Origin of the sequence: Variovorax sp. W2I14 (genome assembly GCF_050435205.1) — a bacterium.
Taxonomy (GTDB): domain Bacteria; phylum Pseudomonadota; class Gammaproteobacteria; order Burkholderiales; family Burkholderiaceae_C; genus Variovorax; species Variovorax paradoxus_C.
In genome coordinates, this window is sequence record NZ_JBNDJX010000001.1 from 3,022,511 (window position 1) to 3,040,082 (window position 17,572).

Below are 17,572 nucleotides of genomic sequence, written 5' to 3' on the forward strand. Positions count from 1 at the left end.
CCACCCCTGCCCTCCCCCAGCGGGGGAGGGAGACACACCACGATCAGAACGTCACGCGCAGCCCGACCTTCAGCGAACGCCCCGGCAACGGCGAGTTCGGATACACCGTCGTCGTCAGGATCGACGTCGGGCTGTAGGCCAGCTTGTTGGTGATGTTGTCGACGCGCGCATACCAGGTGAGGTTCGCGCGCTGCACCTTCATGCGGTAGGAAATCGCGGCATTCCACAGCGTGTAGGCATCGGTCTCGCGCGCACCGACGCTGGGCACATGGCGCTGCGCGGCGTTGTAGTCGAAGCCCAGGCGCGCGCTCCACGGGCCGTTACCGTAGACCAGCGTCGCGCCCGTGCGGAACGGCGCGATGCGCGGCAGCGGCTCGCCGGTGTCCAGGTTCTTCGCGCGCACCACGTCGCCACGCCATTCGAGATCGAGCGTCGAGGCATCGGGCATCGGCGCGAAACCGTCGTCGCCCAGGAGGCGCAGGTTGCCGCTCGCCTCGATGCCGGTGAAGCGCGCGCGCACGCCGCTGTAGACGTACTCGGCCAGCGTGTCGGTCGCGGCGGGGTCGGTCACCACCTGGCCTTCTTCGTCGAGCGTGCGGCCCGAGGCTGTGAGGCCGATGTAGTTGCTGAAGCGGGTGACGTAGGCGTTCACGCGGGCCGTGTTCGGGCCCGACTTCCACTGCGCGCCGAGGTCGAGGCCGGTCGACTTTTCCTTCTTCAGGTTCGGGTCGCCCACTTCCCACGCGGCCGTGGCCACGTGCGGGCCGTTGGCGAGCAGTTCGTAGTCCTTCGGTGCGCGCTCGGTGTAGGCGAGGTTCGAGGTCAGCTGCCACTGCGGCGTGAGGTTGACCAGCGCGCCGAATGCCGCGCTGTGCGGATTGAAGGTGCGCTCGCCGATCGCGAAGCGGGTGACCGACGGATCGTCCGGATAGCCCAGCGAGCGGATGCGGACCTTCTCGGTGCGCGCGCCGAAGCTCAGCTTGCCCCACGAGGCGCCGTACTCTTCATAGAGGAAGAGCGCGTTGGAGCGCGTGCGGCTGTGCGGTGCAAAGGCCTCCTCGCCGTCGGCGGCGAAGCGGTTGGTTTCGCTGCTGAAGCCGACCAGGCCTTCGAAGTTGCCGATCTTCTGGTGGCGCGCCTCGATGCGCAGGTCGTTGCTCATGTTCGAGAAGGTGGTGCCGGCCTCGGGACCTTCGAACTCGGTGTGGCGGTAGTTGGTGTGGCTCACCTTCGCGTGGATGCTGCTGATGATGCCGCCCGGGCGCCACTCGCCTTCGAGCGCATAGCGGTCGGACTTCATGCGGATGGTCACGTCGTCCTCGGCCACGGTGCCGTAGTTGCTGCGGTAGGTGCTGGCCGAGGCGCCGATCCAGCCCTTGTCGAAGAACAGCGTGCCGCCGACCGCGCCGCCGTTCGCCTCGTTGGCCGAGTTGCAGATCTTGCGGGCACGCCAGGGCGAGCCGGGCTTCTCGCAGTTCAGGTCGATGGGCACCGAAACGTCTTTCGAGTCGCGGTTGAAGGCATCGACGTGCAGCGCGAAGCGGTCGTTGCCGCCTTCGAGCACCACGCCGCCGCTCTTTTCCTTGTTGCCGGTGGAAAAGCCCAGGTCGGCGCGGCCGCCGAAGCCGTTGATGGGCTCGGTCGGGATGCGGTTGTCGATCACGTTGACCACGCCGCCCACCGCGCTGCCGCCGTACTGCAGCGCCGAGGGGCCGCGCAGCACTTCGATGCGGTCGGTGACCAGCGCGTCGACCGGCACCGCGTGGTCGTAGCTCAGCGCCGAGGCGTCGGGGGCGCCGCCGCCGTTCTGCAGGATGCGGATGCGGTCGCCGTCTTGTCCGCGGATGATCGGGCGGCTCGCATTGGGGCCGAAGTAGCTGCTGCTCACGCCGGGCAGGTTGTTGAGCGTTTCGCCGAGCGTGGAGTCGGAACGCAGCAGGAGTTTGTCGCCCGAGAGCGTGACGGTCGGCGCGATCAGGTCGCTGGCGCCGAGGGGATTGCCGGTGACGGTGACCGCGGGCAGGCTGGCCGCATCGGCAGGCTGGGCCTGAACCTGGACTTGGGTGGTGTCCTGTGCGTGGGACGCAGCGGCGAAGGCGAGCGAGAGAACGGCGACGCCGATGGCGTTGCGACGGAAATTGGGAATCATGGTGAACACTCGTTGAATCAATGGACGGCACGCCGTCACCCGCACAAGGCAGGCGAAGCGACCGGAACACGGGGGGATTCAGCGAGTGGAAGGCGGGCCGCGCGCGTCGAACAGCGCAACCCAGCGGGCGATGGCCTCGCCCTGCAGATAAGCAAAAGTGGCCGAGGGCAACAGCACCGGCAGCACCACCAGCGGCACGCCGGGGGCGCTCGATCCGTGCGAGAGCTGGTCGTACAGGCGGCACTCGGCGTCGGTGTGGTCGCCGAAGAGGCTGACGACGCCGTGGCCCGCATGCACATGAGCGCCCTTGTCGGCCTGTGCCGCCTGGACCGTGGCCGCGGCGGCCGGCAAACCGGGCACGTGCAGCGAGCGGTGCATCACACCCAGCGTGCCCGCGAACCACAACGCGATCGCCAGCACGGCGAGGATCGCGCGGGTCGAGAAGCGGGGGGACTGGCGGGTAGCGAGTTGCACGGAAAAGGAGGGCTGGTGGATCAGGCCTTGACGCGCGAGGCGAAGGTCTTCTGGAACTTCTCGACCTTGGGGCCGACGACGAACGCGCAATAACCCTGGTTCGGGTTGTTCAGGAAGTAGTCCTGGTGGTAGGCCTCGGCCGTCGAATAGTTGGCGAGCGGCGCCACCTCGGTCACGACCGGCGCGCTGTAGGTCTTGCTGGCCTCGATCTCGCGGATCACGTCTTCGGCGACCTGCTTTTGGGCGTCGTTCGTGTAGTAGATGCCGCTTCGGTATTGCGTGCCGACGTCGTTGCCCTGGCGGTTGAGCGTTGTCGGGTCATGCACGACGAAGAAGATCTCCAGGATCTCGCGCAGGCTGATCTGGGCGGGATCGAATTGAAGCTTCACGACCTCGGCGTGGCCGGTGCGGCCGGTGCAGACCTGCTCGTAGGTCGGGTTGACCACCTGACCGTTGCAATAACCCGACTCCACATCGAGTACGCCCTGCACACGGTCGAAGACCGCTTCGGTGCACCAGAAGCAGTTTGGGGTGTTCTACAGCCCCCACCGAGACAAATAGTCTCAAGCGCGGGCTGTAGAACACCTCCTTTCTCGTTGATTTCATTCATGATTTTCTCCAGTTTTCACATTGCAGGAGGCGCACCGTGCCAGCTCCGAATCGCCAAAAACCACTAGAATTTGACAAAATTTCGACAAAGGACGCTATGTCAGCCCTGCCGCGAGGTATCCGAGTGGTCCGCTGGACGAACGCTGACGGTAGTGTAAGCGTGCGCTATCGGGTTCGCATTGAGCGCAAAGACTTCAAGGCTGACAACCTCTACGAGGACTTGGCCGAGGCCGTTCTATTCCTCAACCTCACGAAGAGCAACCGAGGCAGGCAGGCGCTGAGCACAGAGGAACAGCACCGCAAGACGGAGCTTGAGAAGAAGGAGAAAGAGCTGATTGCCAAGTGGGTACACGAGAAGGTGACCACGCGGCTCTTCAAACACTCCCTTGCGACCTACAAGCAAGAGCACGTTGACACCCTCCCCGATGAGGAAGAGCTTGACGCGCGCAAGAAATCTAATCTTCAGTCCTTCCTGAGGACCATACAAAACACAAAGATTTCTGTTGATGGCGGCTCAGCTCTGAGCCCTATCGACCTCAGCAAGTTCTCAGAAAAATCGAAACCGTTTAGCGAGTTCGAAACCGTCAAGCTCGGTCCCATTGATATCAATAAGTACATTGAAGCAAGGCTGAAGCTCGGCAGAAAGAAGAGCACAGTCTCCCGTGAGGTCAGTATCATTTCCCAAATTATCGAGAACGACCGGGGGAAGTTCAAAGAGATTGCCGCCATCCCCAATCCTGCTCTGAACTACAACAAAAAGCTGCTCGCAAACAAGCCGACAAAGAAGAAGGTCCGCCTCAGCAAGGAAGACTACGAAAAAATCATGTTGGAGCTGGACACCTATCCAAACCCACATATGAAGAAAATCTGCAAGTTCGCCCTAGCGACAGCTTGCAGGCGTTCTGAGATTATCAACTTGCGGTGGGACTGGATTCAAGATACTCATATCGAATTCCCTCGCTCCAAGACTGGGCCTCGCAATGTTTACCTGACCCAGGAAGCGCTGGAAATTCTAGGAACGGTACAAAAAGAATCTGACGAGCCGAGGGTCTTCAACTCATACTCCACCATTGCCGGTTTCGAAGGCTCGTTCAGCAAGTTCATGGAGAGGATTGGTCTTAAGCACATTACCTTCCACGTCTTCAGAAAAACCGCATTCTCAATCTTCTACGACGCGCTAGGCGACGAGAACTCAACCTTGATTGCCCAGTTTTTGGGAGTCAGGAGTGTTCGAAAAATGGACGAGCTCCACGCACCAAGGATTCCCAAGGGGTTTCAGACAGCCAAGGACATTCAAAGGAGTGGCGGCCATTCGAGTGCCGAAGTTGCGAACAAGCACTACTACACACCGGATTTCAAGCAAGCCACCCAAGCTACCGAGCAGGACAACGAATAGCGCGGCGCAGTAGGGCCTGAAAAATCGCACCGCAGTTCGTATCAGGGTGCATTTATCCGAGCCACCATGCCCAATGGAAGCCCCATCAGTTCAACCTAAGAGGAATCCACTTTCAAACTATGACGAACCTCATTGACGACGAAGAGCAGGCACGCAAGCTCATCCTGAGAGAAGAGAACATTGCTCTGCACAAAGCAGGCGTGAAAATCGGCAAGGAGCCGGACGATGAGCAGCGCGTACAAGTGCTAGGCAAACTCTATGAAGTTGTGCAGCAGAACTTGAGCTCACGGCTCATTGAGGCAATCAGCCAGGCACAAGCCACGTTGGGAAACTATCCCCACCCACTGGACGCCCTAGCCATGCACAACCTCAAGACGATTGACGAGGAAAGGCGCCTCTTCTACGAGGCCACCTACGCCCCGCATGTCATGAAGGCCCATAATTTCCGCTCATAAGATATGAAGAAAATCAAGGTTGCTGACTGGCACACCAATCTAGCCTGGGCTTTCGTCAGCCTCTTCGCTACAGGGTTTCTCTTTTTCTTTCTCTCTTCTAAAAATTATGTTTGGGCAACCATTTCTGCCGTGCTGGCCGTGGGGTTCGCCGGCCTCGCAATTTGGCTGCACAAACGAAAAGACCGTATCGTCATTCCGACCTTCCAAGGCCCCTTGGACTACAGCCTCACAGAATTTATCGACAAGCACGACAGCTCCGTTTTCCGGCTAGAGCTCGTTTTCGATGAACAGCAAAGTCAAGAGATATCCGATTGGCTTAACGCTCCAGACTCAGACCCGATGATTTGGTTTGGCGTACTCCACGACGAAAATGCTCGGGAGTTTGGATTCGATAAGACCGACAAAGAGATTCACTGGAACACTAGGTTCCACGATTCTGTGCATACCCAAGGGTATTTCAAGGTCGCCAGCACGCAAGGACCCTATCAAGGAGTGTTCTCTGTCGTCCTGCGGGGCGTGGGCCGAGAGCACCTCCCGAGCTCCTACCGCTAGGCATACACTTTCGACCTCGCCAGGCACAGGCTGCCGCCATATACTGGATGTATGTCCAGTGTTTTGCCCGTCCCTGTCAGCCTCCTGCCTCACCTACTTGTGGAGCTCGAAGGCCAGGTGCGAGCTGGGTTTCCCTCTCCTGCAGAGGACCTGGGAGCCAAGCGCGTAGACGTGCTGGAGGAGCTCCTCATTCACCCTCAGGCCAGCTACTGGATGACCGTTCGTGGCGATTCCATGAGGGAATTTGGGATCTGGGACCGGGACACCCTCCTCGTTGACCGTGCCATTCGCCCCACACACGGGCATATCGTGGTGGCCGTCCTGGACAACGAGTTTGTCTGCAAGTCCCTCTACAAACGTGGCGGCGTGCTCAAGCTCAAGGCAGGCAACCCCACCTACCCCGACATCGTGCCTCGTGATGGGCAGACCCTTGAGATATGGGGTGTCGTGCTCACGGCCTTCAAGCGATTCAAGGTTTGACCCATGTTCGCCTTGGTGGACGCCAACAACTTCTATGTAAGTTGTGAGCGGGTCTTCCGCCCTTCCCTCAACGGGTTGCCGGTGGTTGTTCTCTCGAATAATGACGGCTGTGCAATCGCTAGGTCAAACGAGAGCAAGGCCTTGGGCATTGCCATGGGTGCGCCGTGGTTCCAAATTAAACACCTGGCTCAGTCTCACGGCCTCATTGCCCTTTCAGCAAATTTTGCTCTTTACGGCGACCTCTCAGACCGAGTAGCAAGCCTTGTGGGTGGCTATGGGCACCGAACAGAAATCTACTCGATAGACGAAAGTTTCGTAGACCTTGAAGGCATCAAGGCTGACCATGTAGAGCGCGGCCACCGGCTCAGAGAGCGAATCATTCAGTGGGTCGGCATACCCTGCGGCTTCGGCATTGGGAAGACCAAAACTCTTGCCAAGCTTGCCAACCACATTGCGAAGACAGTAGAGCGCAAACCTGGCTCATACCCTGCCAAGCTTGCCCAGGTGTGCGACTTATCCACACTTTCATCCACTGAGCTTGAAGAGGTGTTTGAGGCAACCCCGGTGGGTGAGGTGTGGGGTATCGGCAGGCGTATCAGTGAACAGCTCAAAGAAGCAGGCATTGAGAACGTTGCGCAGCTTGTGAAGATAGACCCAGCCACCATTCGCTCCAGGTGGAGTGTTGTCCTTGAGAGGACTGCGCGAGAGCTCCAGGGCACGTCTTGTATCGACCTGGACGACGCCCCAGCGAACAAGAAAGAGATTGCTTGTACGCGCTCCTTTGGTAGACCAATCACTGAGCTCAAGGACCTTGAGGAAGCCGTCTCAGAGTTCGCCACGAGGGCCTCAGAGAAGCTCAGGCGCCAAGGTAGCCACACGGGGCAGGTGCTCACATTCATTCGTACAAGCCCGTTTCGCAAAGACCTCCAGTACTCCCGAGCACTCACCATTCCTCTGAGGCGGCCTACCTGCGACACGAGGCACATAGTGGAAGCTGCCCTCCTCTCGCTTCGCTATATCTATCGTCCTGGCTACAACTTCGCCAAGGCGGGCGTTATGTTGCTCGACCTTCAGGACGCGGGGATTTTCCAAGGTGAACTCGACCTTGAACCTGAGTCACAAGATAAAGGCGAGCTCATGACAGCTCTGGACAAACTAAACCGCAAGTTTGGCAAGGGAACTGTACAAATTGCCAGTGGTGGCCTTTCAGGAGACAGCAGAGCTTTTTCTATGAAACAAGAGAGAAGAACCCCCGCTTACACAACAAAATGGGCTGACATACCCATAGTCAGAGCTTGAGTTTGTAGCTCTGCCTCAACTATTTTTGTTTTCTTGATTGAAAGTAGTTGACCTTGTGTTTGATGTTTGCCATGATCGCTTCACAACATTGATTCCTTCGCCCGATTGGGCAACCTAACAACCCCGCCTACTGAGTTAGGCAACCCTTTTAAAGTGGAGTAATCAATGAACACGAAGACCAATGCCCCTGCCGCAGTCGCACAACTGGACAAGGGCGCTGACAAGAGTCCCAAGCAAACCACCGTGCAAACGGTTCAAGCAAACAAGCCCGCGTCAAATGCGGCAAACAACAAAGGTACTGAAGTGGCAACTGCTGAAAAGACCCCTGCTCTCACTCACAAAGCGGAACTGGCCGAGTTGGTTTCAGAGCGCCAAAAGTTGGGCGTGAAAATTGGCGACGGCACCGCGACGGCCGAAGATTTTGACAAGGTTCGTGAGATTGCCGACAAGATCAAGGCACTCACGGACAATCGCGCCAAGAGCTTGGCCGGCCTTAAGGCTCAGGTCGTGTCTCTGGGACTTGAACCTCTGGACCTTTTCGAAACCACTCAAGTTAAGCAAGCCTACAGCGAACTCTTCCCGCAGGCCGTGAAATCGACACGGGGCGCTAAGAAGGGCGGCACGCGTACTCCCAAAGACACTTCCGCTGGAATTCTGATTGAAGCTAAGGCAGAAGGTGCGAAGCGGGCAGCAACTTGGGTGATTGGCCAGAAGCTTCCCGCGTCGATCTCTGCTGCTTTCCAAGCTCTCAAGGGCAAAAACAAGGGCGAGACCGAGAAGAACCTCCAAGAGAAGGTCAAGGCTGATCAAGCAGATTTTGTGGCGTCGGAGAATGGCAAGGCAGAAATGAAGCGCATTGTGGACTGGCTTCATCAAGCCGCTTAATTAAGAATCCGCCAAAACAAAGCCACCTTCGGGTGGCTTTTTTATTGCCTAAATTAAACTAAATACGCACAAATAGTTGACATTAGACAAAAACCTGCTACGTTATTTTTACAACCAAAATTAACAAGGGAGGTTTATTTATGTCTAATCAACAACCAAGATTCTTTTTATCTCAAGACTGGCAAGCTGCTTCTAAATTCAAAAAAACAATTGTTTGGAGCATAGTCTCAAGTATGTTCTTCTCAATGGCTGCTCCAGCTCTTGCCGCGATACCTGAGGGAACCACGTTTCAACCCACTTCAACTGCGGTCGGTACAGGCTCCATCGCCCCTGGCGCGAACTCCACTGCCGTTGGGGCTGGCGCGGAAGCTGGGAATGGCACAACGAGTCATAACGGCGCTACAGCAGTCGGCGCAGATGCCAAGGCAGTCCTGGACTTCTCAACGGCAGTCGGCACAGGAGCGCAGGCTCAAGGTGTGTCTTCTACCGCTATCGGCTCTTCTGCCACAGCAAGCGGCAATGGCGGAGTGGCAATCGGCCAGACGGCAACCACAGGAAGTGGTGTTTCCATTGGCGCAGGGAGCTCTTCAACTGGCGGCGCAGCAATAGGCCCCAATGCCAAAACGAATGGTGGCGTTTCCATGGGCTCTAACGCAACCTCAACCAACGGCATAGCAATCGGCACTACATCGAAAGCGAATGCCCAGCAGTCAACCGCCATAGGCCTCAACAGCACAGCCAACGCTTTCAACGACAGTGCGTTTGGCACGAATGCGACTGCAAACAGCGACCCCTTAGCAACAGGCTTTCCAAGCGGCACGCCAGCTCTCGCAATGGGTAGTGATGCAAAGGCCCTCAATGCCGGCGCAACCGCAGTCGGCTCAATGTCTACCGCCAGCGGCCAGCAGAGCACGGCCCTCGGCTCTTCGAGCTCTTCGACAGGCCAAAGCTCAAGCTCAATGGGGTACGCCTCAACAGCTTCAGGGGACTACTCCACAGCGAGCGGCACGTTCAGCCAGGCGACCGCCACCAATGCGACAAGCTATGGCACATCGAGCACCGCTTCCGGATCTGACGGCACCGCAATCGGCTACAACGCAAACGCCGGTTCAGATGGGTCTACGAACACGACAGCGATTGGTAGTAGCGCACGAGCTCGGGGCAACGGTGCGACAGCAGTTGGATCACTGTCATACGCTCAAGCACAAAACTCGGCCGCTTTCGGCTACGGTGCGACTGCTGCTGACGCAAACAGTGTTGCCCTCGGTGCGAACTCGGCGACCACTGGCACTGGCACAAGTGTTTCCACAATGACATTGCACGGGACAAACTACAACCTGGCAGGTGCTTCTTCTATGGTGGGCACCGTGAGTGTCGGCAGCTCATTCCAAACACGGCAAATTAACAATGTCGCCCCTGGCCAAATCAATGCGACCTCGACCGATGCTCTAAATGGCTCTCAAGGCTACGCACTTCAGGAGGCAATCAACGGGCTTGCCTCCAGCGGTGGACTCCCCTACGACGACAAGTATGTTCAGTTCAACAGCACGCTTGCGAAAGCTGAAGCGACTGGCGCAGAGAGCACAGCGGTAGGACCCAACGCAATTGCGTCAGGAAACGGTAGCTCAGCTTTCGGGGCTCAAGCAGGCGCACTGGGTGCTAACTCCACTGCAACCGGTTTCCGTGCCCTTGCTGGCGCCGACAACGCAACAGCGATTGGCGCAAATACTTTAGCCACTGAAATCAACAGCGTGGCGATAGGCAATGGCTCGACAACCCAAGCAGCGATGGCTAGCACCGGAATGACAATACGTGGTATTGCCTACACATTCGCGGGAAGTAATCCCGCTGGTGTTTTCGCTATAGCTGCGCCAGGTCAAGAGCGTCAGCTCCAAGGAGTTGCTGCTGGCGTTCGCGACACCGATGCGGTGAACATGAGCCAGTACAACGCCCTCGCTGGTGAGGTCAACAACTTGTCTTTGACTGGTGGCGGTGGTGGCCCAACAACCGTGGTGAACAACTACAACAACGTAGTGAACAACCAGGCCCCGTACTTCAATGCGAACAGCACTGGTGCTGACAGTAACACGGTGGGCAGTGAAAGTGTGGCCGTGGGAGGCAATGCAGTGGCGACAGGCGACCGTTCTATTTCTATTGGTGAGAACAGCTCCACAACAGGCGTGAGCGCAGTATCCCTGGGGTACGGTGCTCAAGCGACCGTGGCGAACAGTGTTGCTCTCGGCAATGGCACGGTGGCGTCTCGCGAGAACGAAGTGAATGTGGGTGGACGCACCATTGGTGGCGTGAACGACGCGGTTTACAACGACCAAGCAGTGAACCTCGGTCAGGCTCGTCAGATGAACGGCGACACCCTCAACCAGGCGAACAGCTACACCGATGCTCGCAGCAATCAGACGTTGAACCAAGCGAACGCGTACACCGACTCGAAAATCAACAGTTTGAAGAAAGACATGCACGCTGGGGACGCTATGGCTATGGCCGCAGGCTCATTGGAGTACGGCCCCAAAGGCTACGGTGTTCAAGCCGCAATCGTTCAAGGTCAGCCCGCTCTTGCCTGGGGGAAACGCTGGGCCAGCAAGACAGACGAAGGCGTCCACTACAACTTCAAGGTTGCGGCAGCACGCAAGACAATCGGTGTGTCAGCAGGCATTGCTTGGTAAAACACCTGAGAAAAAAAGAAGGCCCTTAACGGGGCCTTTTTTCATGGGGTACTTCAATCAACTGCCAGGACACCAATCGCCTTCTGCAGCAGTACCTATGAGGGCCAGCGCCTCAGCGAACTGAAGACTGCGCGCACTGGTGTCTTTCACCAACATGGCATTCAGTGCTCTCAGGTAGTAATCGGTGGAGAGCTTCACACGACAGCCAGGCTTCGCACCAATGTTGCCGAGCACTCGCGCAACCTCAGCCTTCTTTTGGTCGTTGGGCGCCTTGTACCAATCCCCTGCCGTCAGCGCCAGGGAACTCCCCATGCCGGCGCAGAGGGCGACAGCCACCAGCAAACGTTGAACGTTCATATGCCTCCAGCATTGTTCTTCGAAGTGCGTTTGTAGCACCCTGGAGTGGTTTCAGTTGCCCTGCGCCACCCAACCGTCGCCGACCTTCTGAAAGTAGATGGTGTCCTTGCCCACCCTGTTGTCCAACGTGGCTTCGACCCTGCAGCGGTAGAACTCACCAGAGTCCTTGACCTCACCCGCCTTCGTTTTCTCGCAGCCAAGATTCTTCACGGACGTGATGACCATGCCCCGCACCCCGCCCAGGGCCTTCATACCGTTCACCACGTCTTCGTCTTTTGGACCACCCGAGCAGGCGGCCAGGGGGAGACACGCCGCCACCACCAAAACAGAAATCAGCCTCATACCTCGCTCCAAAATAAGTCAGGATTTGACTATTTATTACACCATGAAGAGGGACGCACAATGGCATTCCTGACGTGATCGAGCCGCCAACACCATGACCTCCCTCCTTCGAGACACTGACCCAGCGCTCTGGGCGGAGGCGCTTCGCTACCCCTTCGGCCTGACTGTGGTCGAGCTGCCACGCGATACCCGTCCGCTTCTCCTCTTAAAGCTGACGCAGCAGCTTTTGCTAACGGCTCGAATGAACAGAGGCTTCAAGATATATGTGGTGCCACTAGACACGCCGGCAGGTCCAACAGTTGGCCTCATGTCGGCCTTTTTCGAAGACCATGACGAGCCGCTGACAATTTGGAGCCCCCTGAGCCCTGGCAATGACACCACGAGTCTGCTGAAGGCGCTGAGAGGCTCAGCCCTGACCGTTCGCCTTTTTGACGAGCACAACCGTGAATTCCTAGCGTATGCGGCGCGCCTAGAGGTGCCGCTCATGCCTCGGGTTCGCCTTGACCACGCGAAGCTATTGAACCTCACTCAAGACTTGGCTCACTACATGCACGAGCAGGGGAAACTTTGGTTCAGCAATCGAGAAAGTCCCGACGACGACGATGCAATATCAGTTGTCTTCGAATCAGCTCTCTATGAGGAGAATCTCGCGTACGTGGACGACCGTACCGAGCTCTTCAAGTACCAGGGTTCGAAGGGCTCGGTAGAGATCCGCCTTGAGAAAGACACTCCTGAAGATCTTCAGGAGATAGATATTATTTTGTTGCTCCAGCGCTTGTTCAAGCCAGAGCACATCTATCACTCACCGAAGAAGCCCACAAACAACAAAGAGATCGCGGACATACTGATCATCACCGACCGAATCTGCTTGATTGTCCAGGCCAAGGATTCCCCGAACACAGAGGAGCAATTGGGGAACGAAATGGAGCGCAAGCAGGCTTCTGCGAAAAAGCACTTGGCGAAGGCGTGTGGGCAGCTTGCGCGCTCGGTCGCCTATCTGCGTCAGCACAGGCCATTGGTTATGAAAATGGGCGATAGAGAAGAAACCATTGACCTCGGACAGCGAACCATCATGAGTTTGGCTGTGGTGCGCGAGCTCTTTGATAACGGCAGGCACGAGTACAGCCAAGCCCTCTATGAGCTACACAAAAAATCTCGCCTTCCTTGCATTGGAATCGACTATAGCGAGCTCATCCAGTACATGACGTTCTGCGATTCTGAGGAGTCCTTCATTCGGGCGTACTTTCAGGTCTTCAACAAGGCTCTTGAGGGCGATGGTTTTCTTCCCCTTCGATTCGGCCTGGACGACCTCTTCGACCAAGACGGCAAATTTCGCTTCACTTGAGGCCAAGGGGTGTCGAGGGATAGGCGGCATGAAGTGATTTCCTACGAGAAATAAGTGGTGGCGCCGACATCGTTTCGCGGGAGCTTGGCAATCATGAATTCCCACTGCCAAGGGAGACACGATGCCCAAAACTAGCTCCACCTCAGGACTTGAGCGCTACAAAGCAAAGAGAAATTTCGCCATCACCCCTGAGCCTTCTGAGGGTGGCCAATCGAAGGCGGGCGCGCTTCAGTTCGTCATTCAAAAACACTGGGCCTCACGTCTCCACTATGACTTCAGACTGGAGCTCGAAGGCACTATGAAGAGCTGGGCCGTGCCCAAAGGCCCAAGCTACGACCCAAAAGACAAACGTATGGCGGTCCACGTCGAGGACCACCCCATTTCATACAACACCTTCGAAGGTCAGATCCCCGAGAAGCAGTATGGGGCCGGCAAGGTCATCATTTGGGACAAGGGCTACTGGATACCGCTCGAAGACCCAGTGAAGGGCTACAAAGCGGGCAAGCTCAAGTTCGAAATGCACGGCCACAAGATGCACGGCCACTGGGCTCTTGTTCGCATTCGAAGCCGTACAGACAAGCAAGACGCTTGGCTTCTAATCAAGGAGCACGACAGTCTCATAAAGCCAGCGAGCGAGTTCAGCTTGGTCGATGAGCTACCAGACAGTGTGGCCTCATTGCCGATGCCGGAACTCCCTGGCGCTTCCAAAAAGACAGCAAGAAAACCTGCCGTCGCAAAGAAGTCAGCAGCGGTGTCGAAGAATGGTCTCCCCGCAGACGCTGTGAAGGCGTCAATGCCAGACAAGCTCTCACCCGTCCTCGCCACCCTTGTAGACGGCCCTCCTGCGAACGCCGACGACTGGATTTTTGAAATCAAGTTTGACGGCTATCGAATGCTCACCCGCATCGACAAAGCAGGGGTCAAGCTCTTCACCAGAAACGGGCACGACTGGACCAGCAAGGTTCAGCACCTGGCCGACGCGATTGCGAGCATGAAGCTCAAGCCAGGTTGGCTTGACGGCGAAATTGTTGTGCTCGGAGAAAAGGGAGGGACCGACTTCCAAGCGCTGCAGAACGCCTTTCAACGCGGTCGAACAAGCAGCATTGTTTACTTCCTCTTTGACGTACCTTTCTACGCAGGCCATGACCTTCGAGGCGTGCAGCTCATCGAGCGCAGAGAGTTTCTGGACGGTTTGTTGAACGAAGCGCCAGAGGGCATTCGATTTTCAGAGACGTTCGACGCGCCTCCACGCGACATTGTTCTCTCGGCTTGCAAGCTCGGCCTCGAAGGTGTCATTGGAAAGAAGAAAGAGAGCTTGTATGGAAGCGGTTCCCGCTCGCCGGACTGGATAAAGCTCAAATGCACGCAGCGTCAGGAGTTCGTCATTGGCGGCTACACCGACCCAAAGGGTGGACGTGTTGGCATGGGTTCAATCTTGGTGGGCGTTCACAACGAGGCCGGTGAACTCGTGTACGCCGGCAGCGTCGGTTCAGGCTTCACTGACAAATCGCTGGCTGCGACCCTAGAAAAACTCCAAGCACTCGGCGCGAAGAAGAGCCCGTTCAGCACCACAACAGAAAACGACCGGCGCGCCCACTGGGTGGAACCTAAGCTCTTGGCAGAGGTGTCGTTCTCCGAGTGGACGAAGGACCAGCACATCAGGCACCCGGTGTTCCATGGTCTTCGCTCCGACAAGCCAGCGAAGAAAATCATTCGAGAAGAGCCGACTCACATGACCGGCCCCGATGTAGAGGAAAAATCGAAGATTCCAGCCAAGCTGAAGATCTCGAATCCTGAGCGCGTTATCGACCCCTCCACCGGTATCACCAAAATCGAAGTGGTGCGGTTCTACGCACTGGTTGCCGACCTCATGATGGAACACTTGAAGGGCCGTCCAGTGTCTCTGGTGAGGGCGCCAAGCGGTATCAAGGGGCAGCTCTTCTTTCAAAAGCATTTGGAGAGCTACAAGATGGCGGGTATCGAGCAGCTCGACCCTGCCATTCACCCCGGCCACGACCAATACATCGCTGTCGCAAAGCCCGAAGGTCTTCTGTCAGCAGCGCAAATGAACGTCATCGAGTTTCACACCTGGAACACGGTGAAGAGCTCGATAGCCAAGCCTGACCGTATGACGTTTGATATGGACCCAGGTGAAGGCGTGGAGTGGAAGACCATGCAGCAGGCTACAGAGCTCGTGAGAGTGTTCCTCACACAGCTCGGACTCGTGTCGTTCGTCAAAACGAGCGGCGGCAAAGGTATGCACGTGGTTGTTCCCCTGAAGCGTCAGCACGGCTGGGACACCGTGAAAGACTTCTCTCAAGCTATCGTCATTCACCTGGCACGCACCCTTCCCCAGCTTTTTGTTGCCAAGCTCGGGCCAAAAAATCGCGTGGGCAAAATTTTCATTGACTACTTGAGGAACGGTTTCGGTTCGACCACTGCAGCAGCGTGGAGTGCGCGCGCCAGACCAGGCCTTGGTGTGTCAGTGCCAATCACCTGGGAGGAAGTGCAAACGATATCGAGTGGGGCGCACTGGCATCTGAAAAATATCCATACGCGGCTGGACAAAGGAAACCTGCCTTGGGCCGACTACGGCAAGAGCGCACAACCGCTTGGCACGGCCATGAAAAAACTGGGCTTCAAGCCAGACTAGGGCGGGAGAACCCCTTACGATTCGCAGCAGAACAAAATCATTTTGGTTGCCGTGCGGCTTGACGCACCAGAAGCCTTGAGGAGGCCATCGAGATCAATGACAAAGCGAAAGCCAAACCTCCTCGGTAGGGCCATTAACCGCATACTTCGCAGGAACACCCAAACCGATGAAGAGAAGCGGCTTGAGTTCTTCGCCACCGTCATTGCCGATATGGCGTATGGAGTCTTGATTGACGCGGCACGACCGAATGAAAGCAGCTGGACCGACCGGACCCGCTTCACTTTGCTTGGCTACCTTGTAGGCTCGGCCAAAGAAGTTTTCCCCAGGGGCAGCATGACAGAACAAGAGACCATTACGGCTCTCGCGTACCAGCGCCTATGCGCTTCGCTGGTTGTTCAAGCGGAACTTTTTGCCAGACTTGCGCGGCTGGAAGCGTCCAATGACAAGTACTACTTGGCAGGCCTTGAAGCCGCCAGCTACGACTACAACGCAGGGCGCAACAGAGATATCTTGCATGCCTTCTTCGACGCTCTACAGTTTCCTCAAGATTCGCGAAGCGGAGACATGAATGCTCAGTGAGCCAGCTTTCTCAACCTGGCGACTATGGGCAGAGCGACATACGCACGAGCGCTTGAAGCTCCCTGGCATATACGCCCTTTCGATTTCTGATGTAGCTCTTACGGGCAAGCCCTTCGATTGGATGCCTGAGATTGTTTATTTCGGCATGACCAACTCGCTCTCAGGGCTGGCCGGCAGACTCAAGCAGTTCGACAGCAGTATCAATGGTGGACCAGGGCACGGAGGTGCGCAGCGCTTCTTGCCTCGCTACCCTGCGGGTTCAGAAACCCTCCTCCACCGCCTCTATGTGTCGGTCTGGCCCTTTGACTGCGACGTGAAGTCAATCAGCCCTGATAACCTTCTGAAAATGGGTGAGGTTTCCTACGCTGAATTCCAGTGCTTTGCGGAGTTCTCAAGACGCTTCAACCGACTGCCTCAGTTCAACGACAAGAAGGCTTCACCGAAGCTGAAGACAGCACAATGACAACTTTCGCCGCGCAAGTTTCCGAGCTCACCAAACGCCTTGAGGCTCATCAGGCCGAAGAGACAGGGATGAAGGAACGCTACAAAGTGCTTATCACGGAAATGGCAGAAACCAAAGCTGCTCTTGGTAGAGCAACTGCTGAGCTCGCCATCGAGCAAGGCAACGAGGTCACGTCTGAAAATCTAAAGGTTTGGTTCGACCAAACGGGCAACGGCCCTGCTCCTGAAGAGATACTCACCAAGCTCCTCGATGGTGGGCAGCTCAGTGCCGTTGAGGGATATGTGGCCTGGCAGGATCACCAGAACTACAGCAAGCCCTTCTACCTCAGACTCATCTCGGAATCTGCCGACTTTGTTGAGCTTGTGAGCCACAAGTCAAGAAGCGGACCAACTCCATTTTTCAGCGCTTTCGATGAGCTGTTCGAACAGAAGGTGTTGAGTACAGACCTCAAAGAACGTCAGATGCGGCATGTTGCTCGCACCAATAATCTCGAAGTCATTTTGAAGCTCGCAGCAGCTCACCACCGCAATGTGCTGGACCACTGTTCAGATTTCGAGATGCTCAAGAAGCTCGTGGCAGTGAACCCGAAGGTCATGAACAACGTGAGGTCCGACGTCACCGGACGAGTTCTCAAGATGCGTGAGCTCGTGGCTATCGCCCCAAAGTGCGCCTACTTCGCAACCTCACCGATCACCACCAATGCTGGCGTCGGAACGCGCGACAGTGACCAAAAAAAGTTCACCAAGGTCTACAACTGGCTCATGTCCACAGGTGAGAGAAAACTCATCAAGGCTGAGGTGAAGGCGCCTGAGCCCACAGCGCAGGCCCCCAAGAAGAAATTCAAAATCTAGTT

Annotated in this window: 17 protein-coding genes; 12 read left to right on the top strand and 5 right to left on the bottom strand. The window is 56.8% G+C overall.

What is annotated here, in order from left to right; all coding sequences use genetic code 11:
• Positions 1-43: 43 nt before the first annotated feature.
• From QF040_RS14190 to msrA, 3 genes are all read right to left on the bottom strand, one after another.
• On the bottom strand, positions 44-2,149 hold the full coding sequence (locus QF040_RS14190) for a TonB-dependent receptor (protein ID WP_429611554.1): 2,106 nt from the start codon (positions 2,147-2,149) through the stop codon (positions 44-46).
• Positions 2,150-2,227: 78 nt separating this feature from the next.
• Positions 2,228-2,623: a hypothetical protein gene (locus QF040_RS14195; protein ID WP_429611555.1), complete on the bottom strand. Its 396-nt coding sequence runs from the start codon at positions 2,621-2,623 to the stop codon at positions 2,228-2,230.
• Between the two features lie 20 nt (positions 2,624-2,643).
• A complete protein-coding gene (msrA, locus tag QF040_RS14200) occupies positions 2,644-3,114 on the bottom strand; it encodes a peptide-methionine (S)-S-oxide reductase MsrA (RefSeq protein ID WP_429611556.1) in 471 nt (156 codons plus the stop codon).
• A gap of 242 nt (positions 3,115-3,356) precedes the next feature.
• On the opposite strand from msrA, the gene QF040_RS14205 reads away from it, so the two are divergent.
• The 7 genes from QF040_RS14205 to QF040_RS14235 all read left to right on the top strand — a co-directional run bounded on the left by QF040_RS14205 (position 3,357) and on the right by QF040_RS14235 (position 10,980).
• Entirely contained in the window at positions 3,357-4,628 is a 1,272-nt protein-coding gene (locus QF040_RS14205; protein ID WP_429611557.1) for a site-specific integrase, read from the top strand.
• Positions 4,629-4,747: 119 nt separating this feature from the next.
• Positions 4,748-5,083, top strand: a complete 336-nt coding sequence (locus QF040_RS14210; RefSeq protein WP_429611558.1) for a hypothetical protein — start codon at positions 4,748-4,750, stop codon at positions 5,081-5,083.
• Between the two features lie 3 nt (positions 5,084-5,086).
• The gene (locus QF040_RS14215) at positions 5,087-5,635 is read left to right on the top strand and encodes a hypothetical protein (RefSeq protein WP_429611559.1); all 549 of its coding nucleotides are present in this window, start codon (positions 5,087-5,089) and stop codon (positions 5,633-5,635) included.
• 51 nt (positions 5,636-5,686) lie between these two features.
• The gene (locus QF040_RS14220) at positions 5,687-6,115 is read left to right on the top strand and encodes a LexA family protein (protein WP_429611560.1); all 429 of its coding nucleotides are present in this window, start codon (positions 5,687-5,689) and stop codon (positions 6,113-6,115) included.
• Positions 6,116-6,118: 3 nt separating this feature from the next.
• Positions 6,119-7,414: a Y-family DNA polymerase gene (locus QF040_RS14225; RefSeq protein WP_429611561.1), complete on the top strand. Its 1,296-nt coding sequence runs from the start codon at positions 6,119-6,121 to the stop codon at positions 7,412-7,414.
• Between the two features lie 165 nt (positions 7,415-7,579).
• Positions 7,580-8,299: a hypothetical protein gene (locus tag QF040_RS14230; protein ID WP_429611562.1), complete on the top strand. Its 720-nt coding sequence runs from the start codon at positions 7,580-7,582 to the stop codon at positions 8,297-8,299.
• A gap of 140 nt (positions 8,300-8,439) precedes the next feature.
• Positions 8,440-10,980, top strand: coding sequence for a YadA family autotransporter adhesin (locus tag QF040_RS14235; RefSeq protein WP_429611563.1), 2,541 nt, complete (start codon positions 8,440-8,442; stop codon positions 10,978-10,980).
• Between the two features lie 57 nt (positions 10,981-11,037).
• On the opposite strand, the gene QF040_RS14240 is transcribed toward QF040_RS14235, so the two are convergent.
• Together QF040_RS14240 and QF040_RS14245 are read right to left on the bottom strand one after the other, a co-directional pair.
• A complete protein-coding gene (locus QF040_RS14240; protein WP_429611564.1) occupies positions 11,038-11,337 on the bottom strand; it encodes a hypothetical protein in 300 nt (99 codons plus the stop codon).
• A gap of 51 nt (positions 11,338-11,388) precedes the next feature.
• On the bottom strand, positions 11,389-11,679 hold the full coding sequence (locus tag QF040_RS14245) for a hypothetical protein (protein ID WP_429611565.1): 291 nt from the start codon (positions 11,677-11,679) through the stop codon (positions 11,389-11,391).
• Positions 11,680-11,773: 94 nt separating this feature from the next.
• On the opposite strand from QF040_RS14245, the gene QF040_RS14250 reads away from it, so the two are divergent.
• The 5 genes from QF040_RS14250 to QF040_RS14270 all read left to right on the top strand — a co-directional run bounded on the left by QF040_RS14250 (position 11,774) and on the right by QF040_RS14270 (position 17,570).
• On the top strand, positions 11,774-13,024 hold the full coding sequence (locus tag QF040_RS14250) for a hypothetical protein (protein WP_429611566.1): 1,251 nt from the start codon (positions 11,774-11,776) through the stop codon (positions 13,022-13,024).
• Positions 13,025-13,145: 121 nt separating this feature from the next.
• On the top strand, positions 13,146-15,677 hold the full coding sequence (ligD, locus tag QF040_RS14255) for a DNA ligase D (RefSeq protein WP_429611567.1): 2,532 nt from the start codon (positions 13,146-13,148) through the stop codon (positions 15,675-15,677).
• A 96-nt stretch (positions 15,678-15,773) separates the two neighbouring features.
• Positions 15,774-16,256: a hypothetical protein gene (locus tag QF040_RS14260; protein WP_429611568.1), complete on the top strand. Its 483-nt coding sequence runs from the start codon at positions 15,774-15,776 to the stop codon at positions 16,254-16,256.
• A gap of 52 nt (positions 16,257-16,308) precedes the next feature.
• Positions 16,309-16,719, top strand: coding sequence for a hypothetical protein (locus QF040_RS14265; protein WP_429611569.1), 411 nt, complete (start codon positions 16,309-16,311; stop codon positions 16,717-16,719).
• The gene (locus QF040_RS14270; protein ID WP_429611570.1) at positions 16,716-17,570 is read left to right on the top strand and encodes a hypothetical protein; all 855 of its coding nucleotides are present in this window, start codon (positions 16,716-16,718) and stop codon (positions 17,568-17,570) included. Before QF040_RS14265 ends, QF040_RS14270 begins: the two co-directional genes overlap by 4 nt.
• The last annotated feature ends 2 nt before the right edge of the window (positions 17,571-17,572 follow it).

Excerpts from the sequence above, each read along its gene's own strand:
- QF040_RS14190 (WP_429611554.1), bottom strand. The coding sequence starts at position 2,149 with ATGATTCCCAATTTCCGTCGCAACGCCATCGGCGTCGCCGTTCTCTCG.
- QF040_RS14210 (WP_429611558.1), top strand. The coding sequence starts at position 4,748 with ATGACGAACCTCATTGACGACGAAGAGCAGGCACGCAAGCTCATCCTG.
- QF040_RS14215 (WP_429611559.1), top strand. The coding sequence starts at position 5,087 with ATGAAGAAAATCAAGGTTGCTGACTGGCACACCAATCTAGCCTGGGCT.
- QF040_RS14220 (WP_429611560.1), top strand. The coding sequence starts at position 5,687 with ATGTCCAGTGTTTTGCCCGTCCCTGTCAGCCTCCTGCCTCACCTACTT.
- QF040_RS14225 (WP_429611561.1), top strand. The coding sequence starts at position 6,119 with ATGTTCGCCTTGGTGGACGCCAACAACTTCTATGTAAGTTGTGAGCGG.
- QF040_RS14230 (WP_429611562.1), top strand. The coding sequence starts at position 7,580 with ATGAACACGAAGACCAATGCCCCTGCCGCAGTCGCACAACTGGACAAG.
- QF040_RS14235 (WP_429611563.1), top strand. The coding sequence starts at position 8,440 with ATGTCTAATCAACAACCAAGATTCTTTTTATCTCAAGACTGGCAAGCT.
- QF040_RS14240 (WP_429611564.1), bottom strand. The coding sequence starts at position 11,337 with ATGAACGTTCAACGTTTGCTGGTGGCTGTCGCCCTCTGCGCCGGCATG.
- QF040_RS14245 (WP_429611565.1), bottom strand. The coding sequence starts at position 11,679 with ATGAGGCTGATTTCTGTTTTGGTGGTGGCGGCGTGTCTCCCCCTGGCC.
- QF040_RS14250 (WP_429611566.1), top strand. The coding sequence starts at position 11,774 with ATGACCTCCCTCCTTCGAGACACTGACCCAGCGCTCTGGGCGGAGGCG.
- ligD (WP_429611567.1), top strand. The coding sequence starts at position 13,146 with ATGCCCAAAACTAGCTCCACCTCAGGACTTGAGCGCTACAAAGCAAAG.
- QF040_RS14260 (WP_429611568.1), top strand. The coding sequence starts at position 15,774 with ATGACAAAGCGAAAGCCAAACCTCCTCGGTAGGGCCATTAACCGCATA.
- QF040_RS14270 (WP_429611570.1), top strand. The coding sequence starts at position 16,716 with ATGACAACTTTCGCCGCGCAAGTTTCCGAGCTCACCAAACGCCTTGAG.